This is a genomic window from Mesorhizobium sp. M4B.F.Ca.ET.214.01.1.1, from assembly GCF_004791545.1.
GTDB lineage: Bacteria > Pseudomonadota > Alphaproteobacteria > Rhizobiales > Rhizobiaceae > Mesorhizobium > Mesorhizobium abyssinicae.
In genome coordinates this window covers 243,732-257,359 of record NZ_SRUX01000001.1, presented here as the reverse complement: position 1 = coordinate 257,359, position 13,628 = coordinate 243,732, and the positions used below count along the sequence as shown (strand labels likewise).

The 13,628-nt window shown below is 66.3% G+C and carries 10 protein-coding genes; 6 read left to right on the top strand and 4 right to left on the bottom strand.

The features are described 5' to 3' along the window. Positions 1-2: 2 nt before the first annotated feature. The 4 genes from EN857_RS01185 to EN857_RS01170 are packed head-to-tail and all read left to right on the top strand — an operon-like array spanning position 3 to position 3,575. Entirely contained in the window at positions 3-1,070 is a 1,068-nt protein-coding gene (locus EN857_RS01185) for an ABC transporter permease (RefSeq protein WP_135857666.1), read from the top strand. After that, entirely contained in the window at positions 1,067-1,987 is a 921-nt protein-coding gene (nikC, locus tag EN857_RS01180; RefSeq protein WP_135857663.1) for a nickel transporter permease, read from the top strand. Before EN857_RS01185 ends, nikC begins: the two co-directional genes overlap by 4 nt. After that, positions 1,984-2,832, top strand: coding sequence for an ABC transporter ATP-binding protein (locus tag EN857_RS01175; protein WP_135857659.1), 849 nt, complete (start codon positions 1,984-1,986; stop codon positions 2,830-2,832). The genes nikC and EN857_RS01175 overlap by 4 nt, the downstream gene beginning before the upstream one ends. After that, a complete protein-coding gene (locus EN857_RS01170; RefSeq protein WP_135857655.1) occupies positions 2,829-3,575 on the top strand; it encodes an ABC transporter ATP-binding protein in 747 nt (248 codons plus the stop codon). Before EN857_RS01175 ends, EN857_RS01170 begins: the two co-directional genes overlap by 4 nt. Before the next feature lie 23 nt (positions 3,576-3,598). Here EN857_RS01170 and EN857_RS01165 read toward each other — a convergent pair whose 3' ends face one another. Genes EN857_RS01165 through EN857_RS01155 form a run of 3 tightly spaced genes read right to left on the bottom strand, consistent with a single transcriptional unit; the run spans position 3,599 to position 8,918 of the window. Continuing rightward, entirely contained in the window at positions 3,599-6,703 is a 3,105-nt protein-coding gene (locus tag EN857_RS01165; protein WP_135857652.1) for an efflux RND transporter permease subunit, read from the bottom strand. Then, a complete protein-coding gene (locus tag EN857_RS01160; protein WP_135857648.1) occupies positions 6,700-7,782 on the bottom strand; it encodes an efflux RND transporter periplasmic adaptor subunit in 1,083 nt (360 codons plus the stop codon). Before EN857_RS01160 ends, EN857_RS01165 begins: the two co-directional genes overlap by 4 nt. Continuing rightward, positions 7,779-8,918 (bottom strand): efflux RND transporter periplasmic adaptor subunit, encoded by a 1,140-nt coding sequence (locus tag EN857_RS01155; RefSeq protein ID WP_135857645.1) that lies wholly within the window; start codon positions 8,916-8,918, stop codon positions 7,779-7,781. The genes EN857_RS01160 and EN857_RS01155 overlap by 4 nt, the downstream gene beginning before the upstream one ends. Positions 8,919-9,179: 261 nt before the next feature. Here EN857_RS01155 and EN857_RS01150 point away from each other — a divergent pair, with 261 nt between their 5' ends. Then, positions 9,180-10,457 (top strand): 4-aminobutyrate--2-oxoglutarate transaminase, encoded by a 1,278-nt coding sequence (locus EN857_RS01150; protein WP_135857641.1) that lies wholly within the window; start codon positions 9,180-9,182, stop codon positions 10,455-10,457. A 108-nt stretch (positions 10,458-10,565) separates the two neighbouring features. Here the strand turns inward: EN857_RS01150 and EN857_RS01145 are convergent, their stop codons facing one another. Then, entirely contained in the window at positions 10,566-11,816 is a 1,251-nt protein-coding gene (locus EN857_RS01145; RefSeq protein WP_135857637.1) for an FAD-dependent oxidoreductase, read from the bottom strand. A gap of 435 nt (positions 11,817-12,251) precedes the next feature. On the opposite strand from EN857_RS01145, the gene EN857_RS01140 reads away from it, so the two are divergent. Continuing rightward, the gene (locus EN857_RS01140) at positions 12,252-13,541 is read left to right on the top strand and encodes an imelysin family protein (protein ID WP_135857956.1); all 1,290 of its coding nucleotides are present in this window, start codon (positions 12,252-12,254) and stop codon (positions 13,539-13,541) included. Positions 13,542-13,628: the final 87 nt, after the last annotated feature.

The window sequence follows — 13,628 nt, the reverse complement described above, 5'->3', positions numbered from 1 at the left end:
GCGTGAGCGTGGCTGAAAACCAGGCGGCGGCGGGGCGTGGCAGCGCCCCTGCCGTGGCCATTCTGTCGTCGATCGGCCGCTTCCTGGTGATCGCGGTGACGACCTATCTCGGTCTGCTCGCGGTTACCTTCTTTATCGGCCGCGTCATTCCGATCGATCCGGTTCTGGCCGTGCTCGGCGACCGGGCTCCCACCGCCGTCGTCGAGCGCACGCGTCGCGAGATGGGCCTCGATTTGCCGTTGATCGAGCAGTTCTTCATCTATGTCAAAAGCGCCCTCAGCGGCGATTTCGGCACATCGGTGCTGACCACAAATCCGGTGATGTCCGACATTCGCCGCGTCTTCCCGGCGACCATCGAACTGGCGACGCTGGGCACGATCATCGGCGCCGTCATCGGCGTGCCGCTCGGCGTACTGGCCGCGGTGAAGCGGGGCAGTCTCATCGACCAGATCGTGCGTATTATCGGACTGATCGGCTATTCCGTGCCGATCTTCTGGCTGGGACTGCTCGGCCTCGTCCTGTTCTACGCCAAGCTGCAATGGGTGGCCTTTCCTGCGCGGCTCGACGTCGTCTACGAATACACCTTCACGCCGATCACCGGCTTCTACCTCCTCGACGCGGCGATGCAGGGGCAATGGGATGTCTTCTACGACGCCTTCCGCCACATCATCCTGCCGGCCTCGCTGCTCGGCTATTTCGCGCTCGCCTACATCAGCCGCATGACCCGCTCCTTCATGCTGAACGAACTGGCGCAGGAATATGTCGTCGCTGCGCGCGCCAAGGGCCTGTCGGAAACGCGCATCATCTGGGGCCACGCGCTGCGCAACGCAGCGGTTCCGATGGTGACGGTGATCGCGCTTTCCTATGCCAGCCTGCTCGAAGGCTCTGTGCTGACCGAGACCGTGTTCTCCTGGCCGGGCATCGGCCTCTACATCACCAATTCGCTGCAGAACGCCGACATGAATGCGGTGCTCGGCGGCACCATCATCATCGGCTCGGTCTTCATCGGCATCAATCTTCTTTCCGACCTGCTCTACCGCGTGCTCGATCCGAGGACCAAGACTGCATGAGCGCCGAGATCATCCAGAGCCGTCGCGAATGGCTGCTCAGCGAGCGGCCGGCCTCGCGCATGCAGGCAAGGCTCGGCCGCGCCTATGTGGCGTGGCGGCGCTTCTCCGCCAACCGGCTGGCGGTTCTCGGCCTGCTGATCATCATCGCCCTGCTGGTGGTCGCCGCCTTCGCCGACGTGCTGGCGCCCTATTCGCCGACCGTCGGCGACCTCAAGAATGCGCGCCTGCTGCCGCCCGGCGCCGCGCACTGGTTCGGCACCGACGACCTCGGTCGCGATATCTACTCCCGCATCGTCTACGGCTCGCGCTGGACGCTCTACGTGGTGATCCTCGTGGCCGTCATCGCCGCGCCGATTGGCCTTCTGGTCGGCACGGTCGCCGGCTACGCCGGCGGCTGGACCGACGCCGTCCTGATGCGCATCACCGACATCTTCCTCGCCTTCCCGAAACTGGTGCTGGCGCTGGCCTTCGTCGCCGCGCTTGGCCCCGGCATCGAGAACGCCGTGCTGGCGATCGCCATCACCTCCTGGCCGCCGTACGCCCGCATCGCGCGCGCCGAGACGCTGACGGTGCGCAATTCGGATTTCATCAAGGCGGTGCAACTGATGGGCGCCTCGCCGTTCCGCATCGTGCTGCGCCACATCATGCCGCTCTGTATCTCCTCGCTGATCATCCGGGTGACGCTCGACATGGCCGGCATCATCCTGACTGCCGCCGGTCTCGGCTTCCTCGGCCTCGGCGCGCAGCCGCCGCTGCCCGAATGGGGCGCGATGATCGCGTCAGGCCGGCGCTTCATCCTCGACCAGTGGTGGGTGGCCGCCGCACCGGGTGCCGCCATCCTTATCGTCAGCCTCGGCTTCAACCTGCTCGGCGACGGCCTGCGCGACGCGCTCGATCCGAGGAGCGGCGACCAATGAGCGCGCAGTCAAAGGGGACACTCCTCGACGTCGACGATTTGCGGGTCACCTTCCCGACCCGCACCGGCCTGGTCCAGGCCGTGCGCGGCGTCACCTTCTCGCTCGGCCGCGAGCGGCTGGGCATCGTCGGCGAGAGCGGTTCCGGCAAATCGCAGACCGGCCGCGCCATCATGGGCCTGACCGCGCCGCAGGCCGAGGTCTCGGCCAAGAAGCTCAGCTTCGACGGCATCGACCTGCTCTCCATACCGTCGCGCCAGCGCCGGGCGCTGCGCGGCAACCGCATCGCCATGATCCTGCAGGATCCGAAATATTCGCTCGACCCGGTGATGAGCATCGGCCGCCAGATCGTTGAGACGCTGCGCACGCATGAGCGCGTCTCAAAGGCAGAAGCGCGCGAGCGGGCGCTGGCCATGCTGGAGGCGGTGCAGATCCGCGATCCCCGGCGCGTCTTCGACCTCCACCCCCACGAGGTCTCGGGCGGCATGGGTCAGCGCGCCATGATCGCCATGATGCTGATTGCCGGGCCGGAGCTGATGATCGCCGACGAGCCGACCTCGGCGCTCGACGTCACCGTGCAGCTCGACGTGCTGAACATCCTCGACAGGCTGGTCGCCGAGCGCGGCATGGGCCTGATCTTCATCTCGCATGATCTGCGCCTGGTCTCGTCCTTCTGTGACCGGGTGATCGTCATGTATGCCGGCAAGGTGGTCGAGCAGCTCAAGGCTTCAGAGCTGCGCGACGCCCGGCATCCCTATACGCGCGGCCTGCTCAACTGCATGCCGAGGATCGGCTTCGAGCGCCATCCGCTGCCGGTGCTCGACCGCAAGCCGGAGTGGGCTGCATGACCGCGGCGCTTTCCGTCGACGGAGTGGAAGTGATCTTCGATCGCTTTCGCGCGCTGAAGGGCGTCAGCCTCGAGGTCAAGGAAGGCGAGTCCTACGGGCTGGTCGGCGAGAGCGGCTCCGGCAAATCGACGCTTCTGAGGGCAATCGCCGGCCTGGCGCCGATCGCCTCCGGCAGCATCACCGTCAACGGCAAGACCCTGGGCAAGAAGCGTGACAAGGCCTTCTACCGAGAGGTGCAGATGGTCTTCCAGGATCCGTATGGCTCGCTGCATCCGCGCCAGACGGTCGACCGCCTGCTGCAGGAGCCGCTCGCCATCCACGGCTTTGCCGACGGCGAGAAGCGTATCGAACGCGCGCTGGACGAGGTCGGCCTCGGCAATGGTTTCCGCTTCCGCTACGCGCACCAGCTCTCCGGCGGCCAGCGCCAGCGCGTCGCCATCGCCCGCGCGCTGATCCTCGAGCCCTCGATCCTGCTGCTCGACGAGCCGACCTCGGCGCTCGACGCCTCGGTTCAGGCGGAGGTGCTGAACCTGCTCGAAGAGGTGCGGCGACGGCGCAAGCTGACCTTCCTGATGGTCAGCCACGACCTCGCCATCATCACCCATATGTGCGAGCGGCTGATGGTCATGCAGAACGGCGATGCAGTGGAGACGCTGACCGCGAGCCAGTTGATCGGCCACCGGGTCAGCGAGGACTATACGCGCAACCTGTTGAGGGCGAGTGAGGGGTTTGTGAGGGCGTAGCTTTCTGTGCCGCGCAACTTGACTCACAAATGCGCCGCACCACTCTCTGACACCGCCTCGTTATGCACGCCGTCTTGCCGCCGGTCTTTCGGCTCCTTGATGCGGAACCACGTCACGTAAAGCGCCGGCAGGAACAGCAGCGTGATCGCGGTGCCGGCGATGATGCCGCCCATCATCGCGTAGGCCATCGGTCCCCAGAACACTTCGCGCGCAATCGGGATCAGCGCCAGGCTGGCGGCCGCGGCCGTCAGCGCGATCGGCCGCATGCGGTGCTCGGTCGCCTCGATGACGGCGGCCCAGCGGTCCTTGCCTTCGGCGACCAGGTCCTCGATCTGCACGATCAGGATCACCGAGTTGCGGATCAGGATGCCGATCAGCGCCAGCACGCCGAGGATGGCGACGAAGCCGAGTGGCGCGCCGCTCGGCACCAGTGCCGCCACCACGCCGATCAGGCCGAGCGGCGCCACTGCCACGACCAGGAACAGGCGTTGGAAGCTTTGCAATTGCACCATCAGGATGGTCGCCATGACGAACAGCATCAACGGCACGACGGCCGCGATCGGCCCCTGGCTCTTGGCGCTTTCCTCGACAGAGCCCGCGGTCTCGACCGAATAGCCCGGCGGCAGCTTGGCGATGAACGCGTCGACCGACGGCTTCAGCTCGTCGACGACTGTGGCCGGCAGCACGTCGCCGACCAGGCCGGCGCGCACGGTGATGGTCGGAATCCGGTCACGCCGCCACACGGTCGGCTGCTCGAGCTCGTAGCGGATGTTGGCCACCGCGGCGAGCGGGATGGCATCGCCGGTCCCGGTCGGCAATTGCATGTTCTGCAGTGTTGCGACCGAGCCGCGATCGGCCTCGCGCGAGCGAGTCACGACATCGATCAGATAGGTGGCGTCGCGCAACTGGGTGATGGTGGCGCCGCCGACCGTGCTGTTCAGCGCGCTGGCGATGTCGGAGGAGGTGATGCCGAGCTGGCGCGCCTTGTCCTGCAGCACGTCGACCCTCAGCATACGCTGCGGCTCGTTCCAGTCGAAAGTGGGCGCCGCCAGCTGCGGGTTGGCGGAAATGATGCCGGCGAACTCCTGCGCCAGGTCGCGCACCGTCTGGATGTCGGGACCGCCGACACGGTACTGCACCGGACGCCCGACCGGTGGCCCGAGCTCGAGCGGCTTGACGAAGGCATCGGTGCCGACGAACTCCTCGCGCAGCAGCTTTTCCAGCGCCGGCTTGACCCGGTTGCGCGCCTCGATGCTCTTGGTGACGATGACCGTCTGGCCGAAATAGGGATTGGCCGGCTGCACGTCATAGGCCAGCAGGAAGCGCACCGCGCCCTGGCCGATATAGGATGAGAAATGGTCGATGTCGGGATTGCCGACCAGCGCGCGCCCTTCGAAGCGCTCCATCTGGTCGCGCGTCTCGGTGATCGACGAATTCTGCGGCAGGTTCCAGTCGACGATCAGCTCCGGCCGGTCGGACGGCGGGAAGAACTGCTGCTGGACGAGGCCGAAGCCGGCGATGGAGGCGGCGAACAGCAGCACCGTCGCGATGATGGTCAGCCAATGCCGGCGCACCGAAAGGACGAGCACGCGCCGGAACATCGAGGTGAAGCGCCCGGGCTGGTCATGATGCTTGGCCTTCATCGTCGCCGGCAGGATGGTGACGCCGAGCAGCGGCGCGAACAGCACCGCCACGATCCATGACACCAGCAGCGACACGGCGATGACGACGAACAGCGTGAAGGTGTATTCGCCGGCGGCGCTGTTGTTGAGGCCGATCGGGATGAAGCCGGCGACCGTCACCAGCGTGCCGGTCAGCATCGGAAAAGCGGTCGAGGTGTAGACGTAGGTCGCCGCCTTGCGCAGGTTGTCGCCGACCTCCAGCCGCGCCACCATCATCTCGACCGCGATCATGGCGTCGTCGACCAGCAGGCCGAGCGCGATGATCAGTGCGCCCAGCGAGATGCGCTGCAGCGAGATGCCGAGATAGGCCATGACGGTGAAGGTGATGGCGAGCACCAGCGGGATCGACAGCGCCACGACGAAGCCGGCGCGCATACCGAGGCTGATGAACGACACCGCAAGCACGATGGCCACCGCCTCGAACAGGGCGCGGGTGAAGCCCGACACCGCTTCCTCGACGATCACCGGCTGGTCAGCGACCAGATGCACGCCGACGCCGACCGGCAGGTCGGCCAGCACCTTGTTCATCTCCTCGTGCAGGGCCTCGCCGAATTGCAGCAGATTGGCGTTGGGCTTCATGCCGATGGCGAGCGCGATGGCGTCCTGGCCGTTGAAGCGGAAGAGCGACGTCGGCGGGTCGACATAGCCGCGCCTGATCGTCGCCACGTCGCTCAGCCGGAAGAAGCGGTCGTTGACGCGCAGGTTGATGGCGCGCAGGCTCTCTTCCGAGGTGAACTGGCCGCCGACGCGCACGCTGATGCGCTCCGGTCCGGACTGGATGACGCCGGACGGCGTGATGGCGTTCTGCGCCTGCAGGCTGGCCACGATCGCCTGCTGGTTGAGGCCGAGCGCCGCGATCTGGCGGCTCGAGAATTCGAGGTAGATCGCCTCGTCCTGGGCGCCGACAAGGTCGACCTTGCCGGCGTTCGGCACGGTCAGGATCTTGGTGCGGACATCCTCGACATAATCGCGCAGCTGGCGCGGCGTCAGCCCGTCGGCGGTGAAGGCGTAGATGTTGCCGAAAACGTCGCCGAAACGGTCGTTGAAGAACGGCCCGACCACGCCTTGCGGGAATTGCGGCCAGATGTCGTTGACCATGTTGCGCACCTGGATCCACGTCGGCACGACATCGCGCGCCTTGGTGGTGTCCTTCAGGTTGACGAAGATGACGGTCTTGCCGGCGGTGGTGACGGATTTGGTATAGTCGAGGCTGTCGAGCTCCTCGAGCTTCTTCTCGATGCGATCCGTCACCTGCGTTACCGTCTCGTTGACGGAGGCGCCGGGCCAGTTGGCCTGGATCAGCATGGTCTTGATGGTGAAGGCGGGGTCTTCCTCGCGGCCGAGGTTCAGATAGGCGGACACGCCGGCCGCGACGAAGACCAGCATGAAGTACCACACCAGCGAGCGATGGTTGAGCGCCCAGTCGGAGAGGTTGAAGCCCTTCATATGGCTCCCCCTTCTTGTAGCTTGACCTGCTGTCCTTCGGCGAGACTGTGGGCGCCGGCGGTGACGACGCGCATGCCGGCCTCGAGCCCTTCGCTGACCGTGAAGGTGGCGGCGCCCTTGGCGGCCACCTTGATCTCGCGCGCGCTGACGCTCGACGTCTTCGGGTCGACGATCCAGACCTTGGCGGCCCCGTCCTTCTCGAGCAGCGCCGACAGCGGCAGTTCGATCGTCGGCGTGACCTTGGTCACGCGTGTCGCCGTCACCGTCGAGCCGAGCCGGAACGCTATCGGCGGATCGGTCAGCGTCAGCCGGACGCGGCGGGTGCGGGTCGAGCCCTCGGCCTGCGGCGCCATTTCGCGCAGCTTGGCTTCGGTCTGGATGGTCGGCAGCGATTGCAGGATGACCTCGAACGGCGTGCCGGCGGCGAGGTCGCCGGTCAGCTGGTCGGGGATGTCGACCACCGCTTCGCGCAGGTCCGAGCGCGCCACGGTGACCACCGTCTGGCCCGGCGACACGGTCTGGCCGACCTCGGCGCCGACGGCGGTGACGACACCGTCGAAATCCGAGAACAGGCGCGCATAGCCGAGCTGCTCCTGCGATTTGGCAAGCGAGGCCTTGGCCCGCTCGACGCCGGCCTCGGCCGCTTTGCGCGCCTGCTGGGCGGCATCGAAGACGGCCTGCGAGGTGTTGGCGGCGGCCAGCAGCTGGCGCTGGCGCTCCTCGCTGGCGGCGGCGTTGGCGAACTGCGCCTCGGCGTTGGAAAGCTCGGCCTTGGCCGCCTGCACCGCAAGCTCCAGCGCCGTCGGGTCGAGGGCTGCGATCGTCGTGCCCTTGGTGACGATGTCGCCGACCTTGACGTCGCGGGCGACGACGCGGCCGAGCAGGCGGAAGGAGAGGTCGGCGCTGACTTGCGGCTCGATCGAGCCGGCGAAGCCGAAGGTCTGGATGGTGCGCGGCTCGATCACCACCGACAGCACTGGCCGGATGATCTCGGGCGGCTTGTCTTCCGATTGCGAGCAGCCGGCGAGCGGCGCAAGCAACAGCAGGACGGGCACAAGCACGGGCGGCAGCCGCTTCATTGGCCTGCTCCCGCGATCTCGATCGCCTGTCCGGGGCTGAGCAACTGGCCGCCATTGGTGACGACACTCTGGCCTGCCTCAAGCCCTCTGCTGATGACGACCACACCGGAATCGAAGGCCAGCACCTCGACCGGCGTCGTCGTCGCCGCCTTGTTCGATGGGTCTACCACCCAGACCGCCGGCTTGCCGTCGGTCGAGGTCAGCGCCTGCCAGGGCAGCAGGATCGCCTTGATCGGCTTGGCGCTGGCCGAGCCGATCACGGCCGCGCCCAGCGGCATGGCGGCGGGCGTGTCGGGAATGGCGACCTTGACCCGGATCGATCCCGAAGCCGGATCGACCGCCGGCGAGATCTCGCGCACCTTGCCCATCGCCCTGACCTGCGGGTCGGACAACAGCGTGATCGTCACCGCTGGCGTTTGCGGCGTCCGCGCGACCAGCGTTTCCTGGACGTTGAACACCGCGTCGCGATCGCCGTCCTCGGCGATGGTGAAGACGGTCTGCGCCGCCTGCACCACTTGCCCGGCTTCGACCTGGCGGGCGGTGATGAAGCCCGCCGCGCCGGCCTTGAGCTCGGTGAAGGACAGGTTCTCCTTGGCATTCGCGAACGCGCTCTGCGCGGCATCGACGCTGCCTTGCGCCACCTTCAGCGCCTGGTCGGCCGTGTCATAGTCGCGCCGCGTGGTGAAACCCTGGCCGAGCAAGGTCTTCTGGCGCTCGAAGGCGGCGGCGGCCTGCGTCAACTGCGCCTGCGCGGCATCGAGGTCGGCCTGCGCCGAGCGCAGGTCGGATTCCTGCTCCTGCGGATCGATGCGGGCCAGCACCGCGTCCTTGTCGACATGCTGGCCGACGTCGACGAGCCGCTCGGCGATCCGGCCGCCGACCCGGAAAGACAGGTTGTTCAGCGTGCGCGCGGCGATCACGCCGGTCAGCGAGGTCCGTGGCGCGTAGTCGGCGATCCTGACCGTTTCGGCGCGCACCATGATCGGCAATTTCTTTGCCGCCGCCTCCTGCTTCTGGCACCCAGCGAGCGACAGCGCCGCCAAGGCGCAGGCGAGCATCGTGGAACCAGGAAAAGACAACAGTTTTAAGGCGTTGACCGGAAGCGGCCGGACGGAAGGCGTCGCGTTCCTGCTCATGGTTCCCTCAACCGCGCGGGCCGCTCCCTACGGCAGGCGCCGCGGACGATCGCGAGGATAGTCGATCTCCGAAAAAAGAAAACCTCTGTCCTGCGCGCAGGGGGCGGACTGGTTATGTTCAGGCGACCGTGCCGAGCAGGCCCAATTGCCCGGCGATGGTGCCGACTTGAGGAAAACGTTAAATAAGGCGAGAACGGGTGCCAACGGCATCAAACGAGAACGGGCCCAGTCTCGATGAGGGATGGCCCGATGAGGGATGAGATGAAAAATTCAGCCATTTCCGAACGCAAGAACCAGTCGATCTCGCGCGGCGTCGGCATGACCACGCAGATCTATGCCGATCGCGCCGAGAACTCGGAAATCTGGGATGTCGAGGGACGCCGCTACATCGACTTCGCGTCCGGCATCGCCGTCGTCAACACCGGCCACCGCCACCCCAAGGTGATCGAGGCGGTCAAGGCGCAGCTCGATCGCTTCACCCACACCTGCCACCAGGTCGTGCCCTATGAGAGCTATGTCAGGCTGGCCGAACGGCTGAACGCCCTGCTGCCCGGCAAGTTCGACAAGAAGACGATCTTCGTCACTACTGGCGCCGAGGCGGTCGAGAATGCGGTCAAGATCGCCCGCAACGCCACTGGCCGCCCGGCCGTCATCGCCTTTTCCGGCGGCTTCCACGGCCGCACCTTCATGGGCATGGCCCTGACCGGCAAGGTGGTGCCCTACAAGGTCGGCTTCGGCGCCATGCCGGCCGATGTCTTCCACGCGCCGTTCCCGGTGGCGCTGCATGGCGTGACGGTCGCCGATTCGCTCGCCGCCCTCGACAGGCTGTTCAAGGCCGATGTCGATCCCGCCCGCGTCGCCGCCATCATCGTCGAGCCGGTGCAGGGCGAGGGCGGTTTCTACGAGGCGCCGCGTGATTTCATGACCGCGCTGCGCAAGGTCTGCGACCAGCACGGCATTTTGCTGATCGCCGACGAGGTGCAGACCGGTTTTGCCCGTACCGGCAAGATGTTCGCCATGGACCATCATGAGGTGGCGCCCGATATCACCACGATGGCCAAGAGCCTGGCCGGCGGTTTCCCGCTGTCGGCGGTCACCGGACGCGCCGAAATCATGGATGCGCCCGGCCCCGGCGGACTCGGCGGCACCTATGGCGGCAGCCCGATCGGCGTCGCCGCCGCCAACGCCGTGCTCGACGTCATCGAGGAGGAAAAGCTTTGCGATCGCGCCAATGCGCTGGGCAGCAGGCTGAAGCAGCGGCTGCAGTCGATCCGGGAGGACGTGCCGGAGATCGTCGACATCAGGGGGCCCGGCTTCATGAACGCGGTCGAGTTCAACGATGTGAAAAAGGGCCTGCCTTCGGCCGAAATCGCCAATGCGGTGCGCCTCAAGGCGCTGGACAAGGGCCTGATCCTGCTCACCTGCGGCGTCTACGGCAACGTCATCCGCTTCCTGTCGCCGATCACCATCCAGGATAGCGTCATGAACGAGGCGCTCGACATTCTGGAAAGCTCGATTCGCGAGGCGCGCGCCGCGTAGCGCCAACCCTGCCTCCCCCTTGTGGGGAGGTCGGACCGAAGGTCCGGGTGGGGCTGATGCCCCCCGTCGCTTCGCAGCGACCCTTCCCACGGGGAGAGGTTGGAGCGTCTAGCCCGCAGCCCTGGCGGGCTCCTCCTGGAAGGCGGCGAGCGCCGCCTTCAGCACATCGGGCCCGCCGGCAACGGCCTGCGGCGTCGGCGAGAAGCCGGCGCCGAGCATCTTGCGGCCAAGCATATGGTCGCCGGGGCGGTTGACGGATTCGATGCCGAGCAGCCGGCTGCCCGCATAGTGGTAGATCGAGAACTTGTTCTCGGCCAGGTCGCCCAGCACGACATGGCTGTCGCCGCCCGAGGTCAGCCCGACCATCTGCAGCTTCATGTCACCGATATCCGACCAGAACCAGGGCACCGCCGAATAGGCGTCCGCGTGGCCAAGGATGGTGCGCGCGGCAAGCCGCGCCTGGTCGGTGGCGTTCTGCACCGATTCCAGCCGCACATCGGCGCCGGTGAACCAGTGCCGGTAGGAGGCGGCGTCGCCGATGGCGAGGATATCCGGTGCCGAGCTGCGCATCTGCTGGTCGACGCGGATGCCGTTGGCGATCGCGATGCCGGCCGCCTCGGCCAGTTCGACATTCGGCACCACGCCGATGCCGATGATGACCATCTGCGCCGGCAGCCTTTCGCCGCCGGAGGTGATCGCGGCCGAGACACGGCCGCCTTCGCCTTCCAGGCCGGCAACGGTGGTGCCGGTAAGAATCCGCACGCCGATCGCTTCCAGGCGCTGCCTGACATGACTGGCGATGACCGGCGCCACCGCCCGCCCGAGCAGCCGGTCGACGGCTTCGACGACGGTGACATTGCGCCCTGCCGCCCTGAGCGTGGCGGCGATCTCGAGGCCGATGAAGCCGCCGCCGAGGATGACGACATCCTCGCTTTGGGCGCTGAGCTCGCGGATCAGCCGCGCATCGGCCAGCGATCGCAGCGACACCACGCCGGAAAGCTCCGAGCCTTGCAGCTTGAGCAGGCGCGGCCGGGCGCCGGTCGCCAGAACAAGGTGATCGAAGGCGAGCGATCCGCCGCCCGATACGTCCAGCCTGCGGGCGCCGGCATCGATGGCCTCGATGCGGACGCCCGGCCGGTAGTCGATGGCGCTGCCCGAATAGAAGGCTTCGCCGCGCAGGGGCTGCGGCTTTGCGTCCGGGTCCTTGATGAAGGTCTTCGACAGCGGCGGCTTGTGGTAGGGCAGTTCGCTCTCGTCGCCGATCAGGATGACCCGGCCGTCGTAACCTTCCTCGCGCAGGCTCGCCGCCGCTTGCACGCCAGCGTGACCCGCACCGACAATGACCACCCCGTTCTTCATCGCAGCCCTTTTTGCGTTCAAATCTAGGATCTTCCGCCAGGTGGCGATTGTCTGCCGCCGCCGCAATCGCCCCGGTCCGGGTCGCACCCGGAATGGTCACCTGTCAATCGCCGCATTCCACGATTACGTCGCGTCGGCAAAGGCTTAAAGTTGATAGTTATAGTTTAGAATTATTCTAAACAGTTGTTTCAATTGAATTTTCTTGGATAGGCCTGTTGACTTCCAACCCCTTCGCCGCTTTATGGGGGCTCGCGCGACGAGCGCATCCCTTTGATGTCTGGGCCTTGAACCCTTTCGATTGGAGGCATTTCGGTGTCTTTCTTCCACGAGCCGCGCAACGGCGCGGTCCATGTTGTGCCCGGCGGCATGCCCATGCCTCGGCGCGGGCTGGCACGCGCGCCCTTTAGCGAATTCCCAAGGAACTGGAGAACGATGATGACAGCACGTAATGGCGGCAGGCTCGCTGCTATCTGCGCGACTGCCGCGCTGACCGCTGTGGTGTTCGTGCTGCCGGCCAAGGCCGCAACCGACGCCAAGGCGGTCATCAAGACCTATGCCGACATCGCGCTCGCCAAATACGAGGATTCGCTGACCACCGCGCAGGCGCTCGACAAGGCCGTCGACGCGCTCCTCGCCAAGCCGTCGGCGGAGACGCTGAACGCCGCCCGCGAAGCCTGGAAGGCATCGCGCGTTCCCTACCAGCAGACCGAGGTCTACCGCTTCGGCAACAAGATCGTCGACGACTGGGAAGGCAAGGTGAATTCCTGGCCGCTGGACGAAGGCCTGATCGACTATGTCGCCAAGAGCTACGGCAGCGAGTCCGACACCAATTCGCTCTATACCGCCAACGTGATCGCCAACAAGGAGATCGAGATCGACGGCAAGAAGATCGACGCCTCGAAGCTGACGCCGGAATTCCTGTCCGGCACGCTGCAGGAGGCGGGAGGCGTCGAGGCCAATGTCGCGACCGGCTATCACGCCATCGAGTTCCTGCTCTGGGGCCAGGATCTGCACGGCACCGGTCCCGGCGCCGGCGAGCGACCCTACACGGACTATGACCTCGCCAACTGCACCGGCGGCAATTGCGACCGCCGCGCCGAATATCTAAAGTCGGCGAGCGACCTTTTGGTCTCCGACCTGCAGGAGATGGTCGACAACTGGAAGGAAGGCGGCGCTGCCCGCAAGAACCTGGTCGATGGCGACACCAATGCCGGCATCTCGACCATCTTCACCGGCATGGGCTCGCTGTCCTATGGCGAACTCGCCGGCGAGCGCATGAAGCTCGGCCTGCTGCTGCATGATCCGGAAGAGGAGCACGACTGCTTCTCGGACAACACCTACAACTCCCACCTCTATGACGCCGTCGGCATCCGCGCCGCCTACCATGCCAGCTATACGCGCCTCGACGGCACGGTCGTTTCAGGGCCTTCCGTGTCCGACATGGTCAAGGCCGCCGACCCGGCGATCGACAAGGAACTGTCGGACAAGCTCGACGTCTCAGTCGCCAGGATGGAGGCGATCAAGGCGCGCGCGCTCGCCGGCGAGGCCTATGACCAGCAGATCGCCGAGGGCAACGCCGAAGGCAACGCCACCGTGCAGGCGGCGATCGATGCGCTGATCGACCAGACCAAGTCGATCGAGCGCGCCGTCGGCTCCCTGAAGCTCAACGACATCGCCTTCGAAGGTTCCGACAGCCTCGACGCGCCGGACAAGGTGTTCAAGTAAGGCGCGAGCATGATCCCCAAAAGGGGTAGTCGGTTTTTGGACAAGATCATGCTCGAATGAGAAACAAGCCAAACGGCGCCGGAGCGG

Excerpts from the sequence above, each read along its gene's own strand:
- EN857_RS01155 (WP_135857645.1), bottom strand. The coding sequence starts at position 8,918 with ATGAGCAGGAACGCGACGCCTTCCGTCCGGCCGCTTCCGGTCAACGCC.
- EN857_RS01160 (WP_135857648.1), bottom strand. The coding sequence starts at position 7,782 with ATGAAGCGGCTGCCGCCCGTGCTTGTGCCCGTCCTGCTGTTGCTTGCG.
- EN857_RS01145 (WP_135857637.1), bottom strand. The coding sequence starts at position 11,816 with ATGAAGAACGGGGTGGTCATTGTCGGTGCGGGTCACGCTGGCGTGCAA.
- EN857_RS01165 (WP_135857652.1), bottom strand. The coding sequence starts at position 6,703 with ATGAAGGGCTTCAACCTCTCCGACTGGGCGCTCAACCATCGCTCGCTG.
- EN857_RS01175 (WP_135857659.1), top strand. The coding sequence starts at position 1,984 with ATGAGCGCGCAGTCAAAGGGGACACTCCTCGACGTCGACGATTTGCGG.
- EN857_RS01140 (WP_135857956.1), top strand. The coding sequence starts at position 12,252 with ATGACAGCACGTAATGGCGGCAGGCTCGCTGCTATCTGCGCGACTGCC.
- nikC (WP_135857663.1), top strand. The coding sequence starts at position 1,067 with ATGAGCGCCGAGATCATCCAGAGCCGTCGCGAATGGCTGCTCAGCGAG.
- EN857_RS01150 (WP_135857641.1), top strand. The coding sequence starts at position 9,180 with ATGAAAAATTCAGCCATTTCCGAACGCAAGAACCAGTCGATCTCGCGC.
- EN857_RS01170 (WP_135857655.1), top strand. The coding sequence starts at position 2,829 with ATGACCGCGGCGCTTTCCGTCGACGGAGTGGAAGTGATCTTCGATCGC.